The organism is Mesorhizobium huakuii, assembly GCF_030160235.1.
Classification (GTDB): Bacteria; Pseudomonadota; Alphaproteobacteria; order Rhizobiales; family Rhizobiaceae; genus Mesorhizobium; species Mesorhizobium huakuii.
On the sequence record NZ_BSNY01000057.1, the window covers coordinates 66,787 to 79,990 of the forward strand.

At 63.6% G+C, this 13,204-nt stretch carries 18 protein-coding genes and 1 pseudogene; 10 read left to right on the forward strand and 9 right to left on the reverse strand.

Annotation, left to right across the window (positions count from 1 at the left end):
• Positions 1-56: 56 nt before the first annotated feature.
• Complete coding sequence (locus QQK95_RS30635) at positions 57-812, reverse strand: SDR family oxidoreductase (RefSeq protein WP_284278195.1); 756 nt, start codon at positions 810-812, stop codon at positions 57-59.
• A 53-nt stretch (positions 813-865) separates the two neighbouring features.
• The gene (locus tag QQK95_RS30640; protein WP_284278196.1) at positions 866-1,783 is read right to left on the reverse strand and encodes a polyprenyl synthetase family protein; all 918 of its coding nucleotides are present in this window, start codon (positions 1,781-1,783) and stop codon (positions 866-868) included.
• Between the two features lie 78 nt (positions 1,784-1,861).
• On the opposite strand from QQK95_RS30640, the gene QQK95_RS30645 reads away from it, so the two are divergent.
• The 3 genes from QQK95_RS30645 (at position 1,862) to QQK95_RS30655 (ending at position 3,778) form a co-directional block, all read left to right on the forward strand.
• On the forward strand, positions 1,862-2,623 hold the full coding sequence (locus QQK95_RS30645; protein WP_284278197.1) for a biosynthetic peptidoglycan transglycosylase: 762 nt from the start codon (positions 1,862-1,864) through the stop codon (positions 2,621-2,623).
• Positions 2,624-2,912: 289 nt separating this feature from the next.
• Positions 2,913-3,095, forward strand: a complete 183-nt coding sequence (gene rpmF / locus QQK95_RS30650) for a 50S ribosomal protein L32 (RefSeq protein WP_008834724.1) — start codon at positions 2,913-2,915, stop codon at positions 3,093-3,095.
• 281 nt (positions 3,096-3,376) lie between these two features.
• Entirely contained in the window at positions 3,377-3,778 is a 402-nt protein-coding gene (locus QQK95_RS30655) for a hypothetical protein (protein WP_064981146.1), read from the forward strand.
• A 4-nt stretch (positions 3,779-3,782) separates the two neighbouring features.
• On the opposite strand, the gene QQK95_RS30660 is transcribed toward QQK95_RS30655, so the two are convergent.
• From QQK95_RS30660 to QQK95_RS30670, 3 genes are all read right to left on the reverse strand, one after another.
• Entirely contained in the window at positions 3,783-4,214 is a 432-nt protein-coding gene (locus tag QQK95_RS30660) for a GlcG/HbpS family heme-binding protein (RefSeq protein ID WP_284278205.1), read from the reverse strand.
• 188 nt (positions 4,215-4,402) lie between these two features.
• Positions 4,403-4,636 (reverse strand): hypothetical protein, encoded by a 234-nt coding sequence (locus QQK95_RS30665; protein WP_020629062.1) that lies wholly within the window; start codon positions 4,634-4,636, stop codon positions 4,403-4,405.
• Positions 4,637-4,713: 77 nt separating this feature from the next.
• Positions 4,714-5,235, reverse strand: coding sequence for a winged helix-turn-helix transcriptional regulator (locus QQK95_RS30670; RefSeq protein ID WP_284278208.1), 522 nt, complete (start codon positions 5,233-5,235; stop codon positions 4,714-4,716).
• Between the two features lie 94 nt (positions 5,236-5,329).
• Here QQK95_RS30670 and QQK95_RS30675 point away from each other — a divergent pair, with 94 nt between their 5' ends.
• The 4 genes from QQK95_RS30675 (at position 5,330) to QQK95_RS30690 (ending at position 7,746) form a co-directional block, all read left to right on the forward strand.
• Positions 5,330-6,166: an alpha/beta fold hydrolase gene (locus QQK95_RS30675; RefSeq protein ID WP_284278209.1), complete on the forward strand. Its 837-nt coding sequence runs from the start codon at positions 5,330-5,332 to the stop codon at positions 6,164-6,166.
• A 106-nt stretch (positions 6,167-6,272) separates the two neighbouring features.
• Positions 6,273-6,929 (forward strand): glutathione S-transferase family protein, encoded by a 657-nt coding sequence (locus tag QQK95_RS30680; RefSeq protein ID WP_284278210.1) that lies wholly within the window; start codon positions 6,273-6,275, stop codon positions 6,927-6,929.
• A 5-nt stretch (positions 6,930-6,934) separates the two neighbouring features.
• Entirely contained in the window at positions 6,935-7,270 is a 336-nt protein-coding gene (locus tag QQK95_RS30685; protein WP_284278211.1) for an ArsR/SmtB family transcription factor, read from the forward strand.
• A gap of 11 nt (positions 7,271-7,281) precedes the next feature.
• Entirely contained in the window at positions 7,282-7,746 is a 465-nt protein-coding gene (locus QQK95_RS30690) for an SRPBCC family protein (protein WP_284278212.1), read from the forward strand.
• A gap of 30 nt (positions 7,747-7,776) precedes the next feature.
• Here the strand turns inward: QQK95_RS30690 and QQK95_RS30695 are convergent, their stop codons facing one another.
• The 3 genes and pseudogenes from QQK95_RS30695 to QQK95_RS30705 form a co-directional block, all read right to left on the reverse strand.
• Positions 7,777-8,040 (reverse strand): ArsR/SmtB family transcription factor, encoded by a 264-nt coding sequence (locus QQK95_RS30695; RefSeq protein ID WP_010911936.1) that lies wholly within the window; start codon positions 8,038-8,040, stop codon positions 7,777-7,779.
• Between the two features lie 31 nt (positions 8,041-8,071).
• Positions 8,072-9,331: pseudogene (locus tag QQK95_RS30700) on the reverse strand (MFS transporter); the annotation flags it as partial.
• 77 nt (positions 9,332-9,408) lie between these two features.
• The gene (locus QQK95_RS30705; RefSeq protein WP_027047479.1) at positions 9,409-9,603 is read right to left on the reverse strand and encodes a DUF1192 domain-containing protein; all 195 of its coding nucleotides are present in this window, start codon (positions 9,601-9,603) and stop codon (positions 9,409-9,411) included.
• Positions 9,604-9,725: 122 nt separating this feature from the next.
• Here QQK95_RS30705 and QQK95_RS30710 point away from each other — a divergent pair, with 122 nt between their 5' ends.
• From QQK95_RS30710 to QQK95_RS30720, 3 genes are all read left to right on the forward strand, one after another.
• A complete protein-coding gene (locus tag QQK95_RS30710) occupies positions 9,726-10,736 on the forward strand; it encodes an NAD(P)H-quinone oxidoreductase (protein WP_284278215.1) in 1,011 nt (336 codons plus the stop codon).
• Positions 10,737-11,081: 345 nt separating this feature from the next.
• A complete protein-coding gene (locus QQK95_RS30715) occupies positions 11,082-11,222 on the forward strand; it encodes a DUF1127 domain-containing protein (protein WP_064987068.1) in 141 nt (46 codons plus the stop codon).
• A gap of 374 nt (positions 11,223-11,596) precedes the next feature.
• Complete coding sequence (locus QQK95_RS30720) at positions 11,597-12,289, forward strand: DUF1013 domain-containing protein (protein ID WP_044548374.1); 693 nt, start codon at positions 11,597-11,599, stop codon at positions 12,287-12,289.
• A 62-nt stretch (positions 12,290-12,351) separates the two neighbouring features.
• On the opposite strand, the gene QQK95_RS30725 is transcribed toward QQK95_RS30720, so the two are convergent.
• Positions 12,352-13,071, reverse strand: a complete 720-nt coding sequence (locus QQK95_RS30725; RefSeq protein ID WP_095201249.1) for a helix-turn-helix transcriptional regulator — start codon at positions 13,069-13,071, stop codon at positions 12,352-12,354.
• Positions 13,072-13,204 lie beyond the last annotated feature (133 nt).

Below are 13,204 nucleotides of genomic sequence, written 5' to 3' on the forward strand. Positions count from 1 at the left end.
TAAGATTTCGTTCGCGCGACCAGCGCCATTGCTCGTCCGTACGGCGGCGCGGAAGATCAGATCGATGCGGTGATGCCGCCGTCGACATAGAGGATATGGCCGTTGACGAAGGACGAGGCGTCGGAGGCCAGGAATACGCAGGCCCCGACCAGTTCCTCCACCTTGCCCCAGCGGCCGGCCGGGGTGCGCTTTTCGAGCCAGCCGGTGAAAGCCGGGTCGGCGACGAGGGCTGCATTGAGCGGCGTGTCGAAGTAGCCGGGGGCGATGGCGTTGCATTGCAGGCCGTGTTTGGCCCAGTCCGTCGCCATGCCCTTGGTCAGGTTGCCGACCGCGCCTTTCGTCGCCGTGTAGGGGGCGATGCCGGGGCGGGCAAGTGCGGTCTGCACGGAGGCGATGTTGATGATCTTGCCGCGGCCGCGCTTGATCATGTGGCGCGCGACCGCCTGGCCGACATGGAAGACGCTGGCGACATTGGTCTGCAGCAGGCGCTCGAACGCTTCGGCGGGAAAATCCTCTAGCGGCGTGCGGAATTGCATGCCGGCATTGTTGACCAATATGTCGATCGGCCCGCCGGACAGCTCGAAATTGTCGATCGCGGCGCGGACCGCGTCATGATCGGTCGCGTCGAAGGCAAGCGTTTGCGCTTCGGGGATCTGCGCCGCCGCGACGCCAAGCTTTGCCGCGTCGCGACCGTTGAGGACCACGCTTGCGCCAGCTTGTGCCAGGCCCTTGGCCAGAGCGAGCCCGATGCCTTGCGACGAGCCGGTTACCAGTGCCCGGCGCCCAGTGAGATCGAACAGATTGGCCGACATCGAGGTGGATCTCCCATTTGTGTCAACCCGCACCGACATTGGGGGGGCCGCACTCAACTGTTGCGCGTCGCGATGAAGGTCGCAGCCTCCTTCAGCAGCGCCGCCTGGTCGCCATAGGGGTCGAGCAGCGCGTGGGCCTGCCCGACAAGGCCGTGCAGCTGGCTGCGTGCCCAATTCGCGCCATGCAGCGCCACCAGCGTCCCCTTGCCGGCGGCAGCGTCCTTGCCGGTCGCCTTGCCCATCTGGCTGGCATCGGCGGTCAGGTCGAGCAGGTCGTCGGCAAGCTGGAAGGCAAGGCCGATCGCCGAGCCGAACTCAGCCAGTCTTTCGCGGTCCTCGGCCGCAGCACCGGCGATGATTGCGCCGGCCTCGCAGGCGAAGCGGATCAGGGCGCCGGTCTTCATCGCCTGTAGCGTTATGATGCCGGCCTCGTCGGGCGGTGTCTGCTCGGCTTCGAGGTCGAGCTTTTGGCCGCCGACCATGCCGCCGGCACCGGCCGCACGGGCAAGCGCCAGCACCAAGGCCGCTCGCCGCTCCGCCGGCAGGACAGTCGCCTCGCAGGCAACGATGTCGAAGGCCAGCGTCAGCAAGGCGTCGCCGGCCAGGATCGCGGTCGCCTCGTCGAAGGCCTTGTGCACGGTTGGCTGGCCGCGGCGCAGATCATCGTCGTCCATCGCCGGCAAATCATCATGAATCAGCGAATAGCAATGCACGCATTCGAGTGCCGCCGCGACACGCAGTGCTGCTTCGCCATCGACGGAAAACAGCGCCGCACTTTCCATGACCAGGAATGGGCGCAGGCGCTTGCCACCGTTCAGCACGCCATGGCGCATCGCCGCCATCAGGCGATCGGGCCGCGCGATCTCGCCCGAAAGCGGGCGATCGTCGAGCAAGCGCCGCAGCAGCACCTCGACGGCCGCCGCCCGCCTGATGAGCGCCATTTCGAACGCCATTTCGTCGTCATTCGTCATGATCGGGACCGGTAGCCGACACTCAGACGTTGCGCAAGAAGGCAAGCGCCATTATGCCGGAGCAAGGAGAAGCACGGGTTGGGCGGCTTGGCGGAACCGATCGTCGATCATGAAACCGAAAAGCTGGACATGGCGACGAGACCGCGCGGCGTGAACCGCCGCGGTCTCAGGCGCTGGGTCCGGCGCGGCCTTGTCGTGGCCGCCGTACTGGCGCTCATCCCGACAGTGCTGACCTTCCTCTACCTGCCGTTCTTCGTGCATCCGGTGTCGACGCTGATGCTGAAGGACCTGGCGACCTTCTCCGGCTATGACCGGCGCTGGGTGTCGATCGACGATGTCGCGCCGGTGTTGGCCCATTCCGTCATCATGTCGGAGGACGGGCAGTTCTGCTTCCACCGCGGCGTCGATCTTGGCGAATTGCGCGGTGTCGTCGACGATGCGCTGGCCGGCGAGGCGACACGCGGCGCCTCGACCATCACCATGCAGACGGTGAAGAACCTCTTTCTCTGGTCGCGCCCGCTGGGCTCGGTGCGCAAGGTCGTCGAACTGCCGCTGGCCATCTATTTCGACGCGGTGATGTCGAAACGCCGCATCATGGAAATCTATCTCAACATCGCCGAATGGGGCCCGGGCATCTACGGTATCGAGGCGGCGGCGCAGCACCATTTCGGCATTTCGGCGAAACAGCTGTCGCGAAGGCAGGCCGCACTTCTCGCCGTCACCTTGCCCAACCCGATCGCCCGAAATCCGGCAAAACCCGGGCCGGGCTTGAGAAGGCTGGCCAATCTGATCGAGCGGCGTGCCGGCCGGTCAGGCGCCTATGTCGGCTGTCTCGAGTAGGGCATGTCGACGTTCAGGTGATGCCGGCCTGCAAACGGCGAATACCTGCGCCTCCGGTGCTCACGTACTTCAAGTGCGCTCCGCTCCGGTTCTCGGTATCCGTCGTTTTCGGCTCGGCCCGACCTGAACCTCAACACGCCCCAACCTAGCCGACTCAAAAAAATTCACCGCAGTGCTGGCCAAAACGGTGTCAGGCGTGTATAGGCACCCGACTTTCTCAGATTTAGGCCCCGACATGGCCCTTTCACGAGGGCGGGCGGGGCGTTTGACCATGTAATGGAGCATATCCATGGCCGTTCCGAAACGCAAAACCTCTCCGTCCAAGCGCGGCATGCGCCGCTCGGCCGACGCCCTCAAGGCCCCGACCTATGTCGAGGACAAGAATTCCGGCGAAATGCGCCGCCCGCACCACATCGACCTGAAGACCGGCATGTATCGCGGTCGCCAGGTGCTGACCCCCAAGGAAAGCTGAGACCAGCTTTCTTGAAGGGTTGAGTTACAAAGGACCGGCCTCTGGCCGGTCCTTTGCGTTTGGCGAACCCAATGGCCGCGGCCCAGGCTCAGCCTGCCATCTCACTGGCGTGCAGCGCGCGCCGGCTCCTTCAAGCGCTGACCTCTGTCTCAGGCTTGCTCCATGTCGGCTGACACGGTTGTTGCATCCGGTCTTCGACCGTGTTTGCGGCTTTTTACGAAAAATCTTGACGGCGTGGCTGTGGCGCATTCTACAGAAGGTGCCCCATATGGAGACGCCAGATGTTCGGTGCCGTCCCGCTTTTGATCGTGCCTTTCATTCTCTACAATCTCGGCCTGCTCGGAATTTTCGGCGGCGGTGACGACCCGTGGGCGAGCGAGATCTTTTCGTTCCGCATGATGTCGGGCGGGGTGTTCTCGATGACGCTCGGCGACCTGATGATACTGATCGGGCTGATCTTCCTGTTCCTCGAAATGGTGAAGTCGGCGCGCACGACCAGCGCCTCGATCATGGACCATCTGCTGTCGACGCTGGTCTTCGTCGCCTTCCTGGTCGAATTCCTGCTGGTCAAGGGCGCGGCGCATTCGATCTTCTTCACGCTGATGATCATCGCGCTGTTCGATGTGATGGCCGGTTTCGCGGTGTCGATGCGGTCGGCGAGCCGGGACATCAACCTCAACTAAATACTCAGCCCGGATCGGCGGTGAAGCCGGCAGCCTCGATGCCGGCGATGGCCGCGGCTTCGTCATTGTCCGACGTGTCGCCTGAAATGCCGACGGCGCCGACAATGGTGCCGGCCTTGTCGCGGATCAACACGCCGCCGACGACCGGCAGCACGCGTCCGCCCGACACGTCGGAGATGCCGGCGACCAGATGCGGGCGCTCCTTGGCGAAGGCCTCGACCTTGCGCGAACCCATGCCGATGGCCAGCGCGCCATAGGCCTTGCCCGCCGACATTTGCGGGCGCAGGAACGAGGCGCCGTCCTGGCGCTCGAAGGCGACCAGATGGCCGCCGGCGTCAAGCACGGAAACGCCGAGCGGCTTGAGCTTGAGATCGGCGCCCTTGGCGAAGGCGGCATCGATGATTTGCCTGGCTTTTTCGAGCGGCAGCGCGGTCATGGCAATCTCCTGTTGGTAAGGGATATCATCGGCGGCCAGCCGGCCGAAGCAATCCCGGTTTCGGTTGAAATTGCTTCTTGTGAAGCGGCGGGATGAAGGGCCGCTGCCCAGGACGACGCCGGCGAGCGGCTGGATCGACAGGCGAACAGTGCCGGCCGGCCAGGTCGGGTTGCCGAAGGGCCGTGCGGCTATTTCTTCTTGGCGCGGGCAGGCTTCTTGGCGGGCGCCGCCGGTGCGTTGGCGAGGTCTTCGGCCTCCTTAGCCAGCCGCAGAGCCCGCAACTTGTCGGTCTTGGCCTTGCGGGCGTCGCTTTCCGCCGCATATTCGGCCATTGCTTTTTGGCGAACCGTCGCCGCCTCTTCCTGCTTCTTGAAGCGCAGATCGGCGCGCGCGCGGGCGGCATCCCGAGAGTTCTCAACCAAGACCTTATCCAATCCCGTGAATTGTGGTTTCCGCTTCTTCTAGCAGAGCCGGCCTCTCAACGGGGGAAAATAGTTGGTTACGCGGCCGGGCTGGCGCCGGGAGCCTTGCCGGCCACCACGGCTTGATAGGCGGCCTGCAGGGTCGCGCGGACAGAAGGACCGGATGCCGTGTCGAGCGGCATGCCCAGATGCTCATGGCGCAACTCGTCCATGAATTTCTCCCACATTGGCGGTCCGCCCTTTTCCAGCAACTCGGCGCGGATCGAGAGTTCCTCGCTGGTCGGCAGCCAGACGCGGCCCCAGGCGCCGAGATGAGCCAGGATCGGCACCAGCGTGATGGCCATCTCGGTCAGGCTGTAGATCGCCTTCTGCTTGTGACTGGGATCGTCGGCCTTGGTCAGCATTCCCAATTCCATCAGCCGCTTCAGCCGGTCGGCAAGGATGTTGGAGGCAATGCCTTCAATCGATCCGTTGAGCAGTTCGCGGAAATGCCGCCGGCCGCCAAAAATCATGTCGCGAAGGATGATCAGGCTCCAGCGGTCGCCGAACACTTCCAGCGACAGGTTGATCGGGCAGCCGGACCGGCGATCGAGGCTCATTCGATTCTCTCCACGCAAAACCAGTTGCATTATCGTATCAGTTTTATTATGGTGCAACCGATTGCAAAATGCAATCAGATTAGGAGAATGAGTGATGACGACGATCAATCGCCCCGTGATCAAATCCGAAGCCTTCGGCGATCCTGAAAATCCCCCGCTGCTTTTGATCATGGGCGCGATGGCTTCGATGCTGTGGTGGCCAGAGGCGTTTTGCCGGGAGCTGGCTGATACCGGCCTGTATGTCATCCGCTACGACAATCGCGATACCGGCCGTTCGACCAAATATCCACCGGGCAAGCCGCCTTACACATTCGACGACATGGCGGACGATGCGATTGGTGTGCTCGACAGCCATGGCATCGGCAAGGCCCATGTCGCCGGTATGTCGATGGGCGGCATGATCGCGCAACTCGTGGCGCTCAAGCATCCCTCCCGCGTCGCGTCGTTGACGGTGATCAGCAGTTCGCCGGTGGGAATGGACACCTCGCATCTGCCGCAGACAACCGACGCCTATATCGAGCATTCGGCCGCGGGCGCCGATGTCGACTGGTCGGACCGCCGCCAGGTGGTCGATTTCGTGGTCAAGGATGCGCAGGCGATCGCCAGCACGACACATCCGTTCGACGAGGTCCGGATGAGAGCCTTCATCGAGCAGGATTACGACCGGTCCCGCGGGTTCCTCAGCGCGACCAATCATTTTTCACTCAAGGGTGGCGATGCATGGAAGGGCCGGCTGCCGGAGATGGCGGCGCCACTGCTGGTCATCCATGGCACATCGGATCCGATCTTTCCGGTCGAACATGGCGAGGCGCTGGCCAAAACGGTCGCCGGCGCGAAACTCCTTCGCGTCGCGGGCGGTGGTCATGAACTGCATCCGCAAGACTGGCCCGAGATGGAAGCCGCCATCGTCGCGCATATCCAGTCCAATTGAGACCTCGCGGGCGGTCTTGACGAACGAGGCATGTCACAATAGTTAAGCAAATGCTTCAGTGTTGATCTCCCGCCGATCGACGAACCCCGAAACGGAAGAGCAAAGAATGTCCCTGACGCTGCATTTCCACCCGCTGGCCTCTTTCTGCTGGAAGCCGCTGATCGCGCTCTACGAGAACGCCACCGCCTTCAACCCGGCCATCGTCGATCTCGGCGACGAGCACTCGCGAGCGGCCTTCCTGAAGATCTCGCCGAACGGCAAGATGCCGGCGCTGCGCGACGATGCGCGCGACCGCACGGTGCTGGAATCGACCATCGTCGTGGAATATCTGGCCGCGCATTATCCGGGGCCGGTCGACCTCGTTCCCGCCGACATCGACCTGGCGCTGGCGGTCCGCCAGGCCGACCGCTTCTATGATTTCTATGTGCAGGAGCCGATGCAGAAGATCGTCGGCGACCGGTTGCGGCCGCAGGACAAAACCGATCCGTTCGGCGTCGAGCAGGCACGCGGCCAGTTGCGCAATTCCTACGCCATCGTCGAGCAGGAGATGCAATCGAGGACCTGGGCGGTGGGCGAGACTTTCACCCTGGCTGATTGCGCGGCGTCTCCGGCGCTCTTCTATGCCAACAAGGTCGAGCCGTTCGGCGACAAATATCCCGCCGTGAAGCGCTACCACGACCGCCTGCTGCAGCGCCCCGCCTTTGCCAGGGTGATCGAGGAGGCGCAGCCCTACTTCAAGTTCTTCCCCTACAATAACGGCTGACCGCGATGCTGCACGATCCCGCCCAGCTCGACCTGATGTTCCAGGCGCTTGCCGATCCGGCGCGGCGGCAGATGGTCGACCGGCTGTCGCGCGGACCGGCCTCGGTCAGCCAGTTGGCCGAGCCGCTGGCGATGTCGCTGTCGGCTGTTGTCCAGCATCTGAACCTCCTGGAGGCGAGCGGCCTGGTGCGCACGCAAAAGATTGGGCGGGTGCGTACCTGCCAGATCGAGCCCAAGGCGCTGAGGGCGGCGGAACACTGGATCAACGAGCGGCGCCTCTCCTGGGAACGCCGGCTGGATCGGCTCGGCGATTTTCTGGCGCAAACCAAAGACGAAAACTGAAGGAGACACCTATGACCGAACGATCCGTCGTCCATTCCACCTTCATCATCGAGCGTCTCTATCCGGCGCCGCCATCGAAAGTCTTCTTCGCGCTCGGCAACGCGGACGCCAAGCGGCGCTGGTTCACCGATCCCGACAATCCGATGCCCGGCCGTTTTGAAATGGACTTTCGCGTCGGCGGCAAGGAGATCAATGCCGGCGGGCCGAAAGACGGTCCGATCCATGTCTATACCGCCACCTATCAGGACATCGTGCCGGACCAGCGTATCGTCTACAGCTATGACATGCTGTTCGGTGAAACCCGCCTCTCCGTGTCGCTGGCCACGATCGAGCTTTTTGCCGAGGGCAAGGGCACGCGGCTGGTGCTGACCGAGCAGGGCGCTTTCCTCGACGGCCATGACACGCCGTCGACGCGCGAGCACGGGACGGGGGTATTGCTCGATTTGCTCGGCGCCTTTCTGGACAAAAGGACCTGAAAGGAATTGCTCAGCGGCGACCAGAACCGGTCAGGCTTCCCAGAATTGATCGAGCCAGATGTTGAGTCTCAGGAAGCCGGCATTGCTTACCGTGTACACGCGCCGCGTGCCTTCAGCCTTGGCGTTGACCAGCCCGGCATCGAGCAAGACTTTCAGATGCTGTGATACGGCCGGGCGTGAGACTGGCAACCCAGCCGCCAACTCGTTGACGGTCTTCGGACCGCGTCGAAGTTCTTCCAGAAGGTGGCGCCGATTGGGGTCGGCGATCGCCATGAAGGCGTCGGAAAACATCATGCCTCATTTGTGAGGCAAAGTTTTTCGAATCTCAACTGTCTGCTTCTGCTTTTCTTCTTGGATCAAGCCGCAATGCTTCCGGCGTCACCGAGCGGTCGGCCGGCTGCGTCTTGAAGGCGTCGCGATCGCCGATCGGGACCGGAGCGCGGCGGCTGATGCGCAGCAGCGTGTAGCCTGCCAGCGACAGATGCGCGAAGGCGGTCGCCAGGAACAGGCCCTCCGGGCGCATCCAGCCCATCAGCGCTGCCGCCAGCAAGGGCCCGATCATGGTGCCGAAGCCGTAAAGCAGCAGCAGTCCGCCCGACACCTTGACGAAGTCCTCGGCCCGGGCGTGGTCGTTGGCATGCGCCACGGCGATCGAATAGAGCGTGTAGGCGAAAGCGCCGTAGGCAGCGGTGAAGACGATGACAAAGATGCCAGACCGCGGCTCGAACAGGAAGATCAGGAGCGCGAACAGCGCCGCGCCGAAAGCGGCGCCGGCCAGCACGAAACGCCGGTCGGTCTTGTCGGAGAGACGCCCGGCCGGCAACTGCATGGCAGCACCCGCGACGACGACAAGGCTCATCATCAAGGCGATCTCTGCGGTGGAAATGCCGATGCGGGCGCCGTAGACGGCACCAAGCGTGCCCCAGGCGCCGTTGGCGATGCCGATCAAGACGCAGGCGATCGCCGATACAGGAGAGTTGGCGTAGAGCCCCTTGACGTCGAGCTTGACGTCCTGCAGCGGCTTGGGGTGCGACGCCGTCGAAACCGCGGTCGGGATCAGCGACAGGCAGAACAGGATGCCGGTGATCATGAACAGCGACGCCGATTTCACGTCGCCGCCGGCGACGATCATCTGGCCGCCCATGATCGAGGCATAGGTGACCATCATATAGAGGCCGAAGACGGTGCCGCGATTCTCGTTGGTGGCCTTCTCGTTCAGCCAGCTTTCGATGACCATGAAGGCGCCGGCCATGGTGAAGCCGGTGAAGGCGCGCAGCAGGATCCAGACATATTCGTCGATGACCAGGCCAGTGAGCAGGGCCACGATGGCGCCGGACGCGGCAAAGGCGCCGAAGGCGCGCACATGCCCGGCGCGGCGCACGATTCGCGGGGCAAAGAAGCAGCCGGTGACGAAGCCGCCGGCCCAGGCCGTGCCCATCAAGCCAAGCGATGCCGTCGAGAACCCTTCCACCTGGCCGCGCAGGGGCAGCAGCAGCCCATGCAGACCCGATGCCGCCAGCAGAAAGGCAGTGCCGCGAAGCAGGGAGAGGATCGGTCGGTAGGATGCGAGCATTTTTTGATCCGGCTGAACTCTGGGAGGGGCGCAGGTCTGAAGACAGTCGCATTCGGGCTTTTCGGCGGCAGGCTGTTCCGCGCGTCTGCCTATCCGCGGCGGAACAGTGCCTCGGCGGCCGATTTGGTGTTGTCCTTGGCCTTGAGCTCCGCTTCCAGCCTGGCGATTTCGTCGCGGAGGATGCCGATGCGCTCCGACAGTTCACCGACGGAAAGCAGCGACAGATCCTGCCCGATCTCGTGCGGGCGTGCCTTCTTCTTGGGTTCGTCGTCGAAGATCGCCATCGCTGCTCCTCCTCCGCCACACCAGATTGGCCATTTGCCTGATTTGGCAATCAGCATACATAGGGCAAGGGCGTCGATGCAAACAGCCGGTAAGAATGCGGCGAGGAAAGACGGGAAACTTCATGGCGAGCGGACAGAAAATTCCGGCGAGGATGACGGCAATCGCGATCTCGGAACCGGGTGGCCCACGGGTGCTGAAACCGGAGACACGCGACGTCCCCTTGCCCGGCCCAGGCGAGATCCTGATCAAGGTTCATGCCGCCGGCGTCAACCGGCCCGACGTGCAGCAGCGCAAGGGCGCCTATCCGCCGCCGCCCGGTGCGTCGGACCTGCCGGGCCTCGAAGTGTCGGGCGAGGTGGCTGCCCTTGGCGACGAGATATCGCGCTGGCGCATCGGCGACCGGGTGTGCGCGCTCACCCCCGGCGGCGGCTATGCCGAATATGCCAAGGTTCACTCCGGCAGCGTGCTGCCGCTGCCCGCCGGTTTCACCCACACGGAAGCAGCGGCGGTGCCGGAAAACTATTTCACCGTCTGGCACAATGTGTTCGAACGCGGCGCCCTAAAGAAGGGCGAGACACTGCTGGTGCATGGCGGCTCGTCCGGCATCGGCACGACGGCGATCCAGCTGGCTTCGGCCTTCGGCGCCTATGTCATCACCACCGCCGGATCCAGGGAAAAATGCGACGCCTGCCTGAAGCTCGGTGCCGACCGCGCGATCAACTATCGCGAGGAGGATTTCGTCACGGCGGTCAAGGAGGCTACGGAAGGCAAGGGCGCCAATGTCATCCTCGACATGGTCGGCGGCGACTATGTCCAGCGAAACTACGAGGCGGCCGCCGTCGAGGGCCGCATCGTCCAGATCGCCGTGCAGGCCGGCGCTGTCGCCAGCGCCGATTTTTCCAAGATCATGGTCAAGCGGCTGACCCATACGGGGTCGACGCTCCGGCCGCGCACCGTCGAGTTCAAGGCGGCGATCGCGGCGGCTCTGGAGGCACAGGTGTGGCCGCTGCTCGGCACGCGCAAGGTCGCACCCGTGATGGACATGATCTACCCGCTCACCGATGCCTGGCGTGCGCATGAGCGGATGGAGGAGGGCGAGCATATCGGCAAGATCGTGCTCGACGTCGGCTAGGACGTATCGATATTCTGGTGAGGCCGGCCTGCAAATGGCCTGCGCTTCCCCGTTATACTGCGCCGCAGTAGAACTGAGCTCGCGTACGAAAAGTACGCTCCGCTCCGGTTCTCGGTATCAACCATTTTGGTCGCTTCGCGCCCGTCTTCGACTCCGACTCGGCCTGACCGGAATCTCGACACGACCTGGGACAGCGCCCTTCGCCCCTGCCTACAAGATGAACAGAGGCTTAATGGTGCAATGCAGCATTTGCATCATTGCTATGCAAAATCGGCCGTTCAAGTCCTCATCGATGATCACTATCTGTGCAGCATCGAAACGAACACCCCATTCAGGAGGACTATCATGAACCCGATCCGCGCTTTCCGTAACTGGCGCATGTACAACGAGACCGTGCGCGAACTGAACCGTCTCAACGCACGTCAGCTCAGCGATCTCGGCATCAACCGCGCCGACATCGAACGGATCGCCCGCCAGGCGATCTAATCGCGAGCATGACCCGGCCGCATGGCCGGGCTCATGTTGAGAAGTAGAGCCGTCGCAGACGTTCCCCGTTTCCGGTTCCGAGCCCGCTGGACCTTGTCCAGCGGGTTTTGTCTTTTTGGCATTCAGGCAACTGCCATGCTTCGTCCAGGAGCGCACGCTTCGCCTCTGCGTCCTGCTCGAAAGTACCCGTCCCTTTGACTGCGGCCCAGTCATGCGAACGTGCTTGCCGGTTCCCGGACCCATCGGGGCGGCCGCGCTTCCAAAAACATTGCGAAACGGCAAGGGAACGGTTATACAGGCCGCGAATTTCCCATTTTGGTGGCTCTAAACCACCGCCCGCGCGGGAACGCGGGCGAACGAGAAGGATTTTTCTAATGGCCAATACGCTGTTGATGCCCAAGGCGACCGCCGTCTGGCTGGTCGACAACACCGCGCTCTCCTTTGAGCAGATCGCGCAGTTCTGCGGGCTGCATCCGCTCGAGGTCAAGGCGATCGCCGACGGCGAATCGGCGCAAGGCATCAAGGGCATGGACCCGATCATGACCGGGCAGCTGACCCGCGACGAGATCGCGCGCGCCGAGAAGGACCCGAACCAGCGCCTGAAGCTTTCCGACCCCAAGGTGCGGGTGCCGGAATCCAAGCGCAAGGGCCCGCGCTACACGCCGCTGTCGAAGCGCCAGGACCGGCCGAACGCGATCCTGTGGCTGGTGCGCAACCATCCCGAACTCAAGGACGCGCAGATTTCGCGTCTCGTCGGCACCACCAAGTCGACGATCGAGCAGATCCGTGAACGCAAGCACTGGAATTCGGCCAATCTGCAGCCGATGGATCCGGTGACGCTGGGTCTCGCCTCGCAGATCGACCTCGACATGGAAGTCAACCGCGCCTCGCGCGGCCGCGAACAGGCGCAGCCGGTCGGTGACACGCTGCTGCCGGCGGCCCTGACCGAGCGGCTGGTGCCGGCTCCAGAAAAGCCGAAGGACGAGGATGCCGAACTCGACGCGAACGCCGTGTTCGCCAAGCTCTCGGCGCTGAAGTCGAAGAACGAAGACGCTGACGACGAGTAAGGTCTGCGACAGTCCATGAAAAAAGCCCGCTTCGAGCGGGCTTTTTTATTCCATATGCAATCTCAGCTTCGCGCCACCCGGTCCGGCGCCATGCCGTAATCCTCGCTGCGCTCCACGGCCCGGTAGAAGTCGGCAAGCTGCTTGCCGCGCTCCGGCTTGAAGATGCGGCCGGCGATCACCACCGAGGCGATGCGGTCGATGCGGAAGGCGCGGAAGTCGTCGCGCATCTCGCACCAGGCAACCAGCGTCCACACCTTGCCCCAGAACCATAGGCCGAGCGGCCTGATGTCGCGCGCGGTGCCGCGCCCGGCCTCGTCGCAATAGTCGATGGTCAGCACCTGGCGCTTTTCGACCGCACGCTCGATCAGATCGATCGCCTCGCGGGCGGCATCGCTGACCACCCACATCGGCGTGTGGATCTCGGTGCGGGCGATGCGGTCCTTCTCGGCATCGGGCAGCACCGCGCCGATCTTGACCAACGCCTCGTCGGCGGCGCGTGCCATGGCGGCGCCGCCAAAGGCGCGCACCATGCGCGCGCCGGCCACCAGCGCAACGATCTCGTCACGCGTGAACATCAGCGGCGGAAGGTCGAAGCCCTCCCTCATCATGTAGCCGACGCCAGCCTCGCCGTCGATCGGCACGCCGGTCGACTGCAGGTCGGCTATGTCGCGATAGATCGTTCGCTCGGAAACCTCGAGCCACGTGCCGAGCTTCTGGGCGGTGACCAGACGGCCACCCCGCAAATGCTGCACGATCTGAAAGAGCCTGTCGGCGCGGCGCATCGTTTGCTTCCCCAGTGTTGTTGCTGGGGCGGTTCATCGTCTCATGGAAACGGTGAACCACCCTGTCTCGTTGCTTTGGCGCAATTCCGGACGGAAAACCGCTGCGCACTTTTCCCGGAATTGCTCCATGCAT

What these genes read in the sequence shown, in the direction of transcription:
- QQK95_RS30720 (WP_044548374.1), top strand. Translation starts at nt 11,597, where the DNA reads ATGGCCAATACGCTGTTGATGCCCAAGGCGACCGCCGTCTGGCTGGTC.
- QQK95_RS30640 (WP_284278196.1), bottom strand. Translation starts at nt 1,783, where the DNA reads ATGACGAATGACGACGAAATGGCGTTCGAAATGGCGCTCATCAGGCGG.
- QQK95_RS30690 (WP_284278212.1), top strand. Translation starts at nt 7,282, where the DNA reads ATGACCGAACGATCCGTCGTCCATTCCACCTTCATCATCGAGCGTCTC.
- QQK95_RS30725 (WP_095201249.1), bottom strand. Translation starts at nt 13,071, where the DNA reads ATGCGCCGCGCCGACAGGCTCTTTCAGATCGTGCAGCATTTGCGGGGT.
- QQK95_RS30655 (WP_064981146.1), top strand. Translation starts at nt 3,377, where the DNA reads ATGTTCGGTGCCGTCCCGCTTTTGATCGTGCCTTTCATTCTCTACAAT.
- QQK95_RS30695 (WP_010911936.1), bottom strand. Translation starts at nt 8,040, where the DNA reads ATGATGTTTTCCGACGCCTTCATGGCGATCGCCGACCCCAATCGGCGC.
- QQK95_RS30705 (WP_027047479.1), bottom strand. Translation starts at nt 9,603, where the DNA reads ATGGCGATCTTCGACGACGAACCCAAGAAGAAGGCACGCCCGCACGAG.
- QQK95_RS30675 (WP_284278209.1), top strand. Translation starts at nt 5,330, where the DNA reads ATGACGACGATCAATCGCCCCGTGATCAAATCCGAAGCCTTCGGCGAT.
- QQK95_RS30670 (WP_284278208.1), bottom strand. Translation starts at nt 5,235, where the DNA reads ATGAGCCTCGATCGCCGGTCCGGCTGCCCGATCAACCTGTCGCTGGAA.
- QQK95_RS30660 (WP_284278205.1), bottom strand. Translation starts at nt 4,214, where the DNA reads ATGACCGCGCTGCCGCTCGAAAAAGCCAGGCAAATCATCGATGCCGCC.
- QQK95_RS30710 (WP_284278215.1), top strand. Translation starts at nt 9,726, where the DNA reads ATGGCGAGCGGACAGAAAATTCCGGCGAGGATGACGGCAATCGCGATC.
- rpmF (WP_008834724.1), top strand. Translation starts at nt 2,913, where the DNA reads ATGGCCGTTCCGAAACGCAAAACCTCTCCGTCCAAGCGCGGCATGCGC.
- QQK95_RS30715 (WP_064987068.1), top strand. Translation starts at nt 11,082, where the DNA reads ATGAACCCGATCCGCGCTTTCCGTAACTGGCGCATGTACAACGAGACC.
- QQK95_RS30685 (WP_284278211.1), top strand. Translation starts at nt 6,935, where the DNA reads ATGCTGCACGATCCCGCCCAGCTCGACCTGATGTTCCAGGCGCTTGCC.
- QQK95_RS30635 (WP_284278195.1), bottom strand. Translation starts at nt 812, where the DNA reads ATGTCGGCCAATCTGTTCGATCTCACTGGGCGCCGGGCACTGGTAACC.
- QQK95_RS30680 (WP_284278210.1), top strand. Translation starts at nt 6,273, where the DNA reads ATGTCCCTGACGCTGCATTTCCACCCGCTGGCCTCTTTCTGCTGGAAG.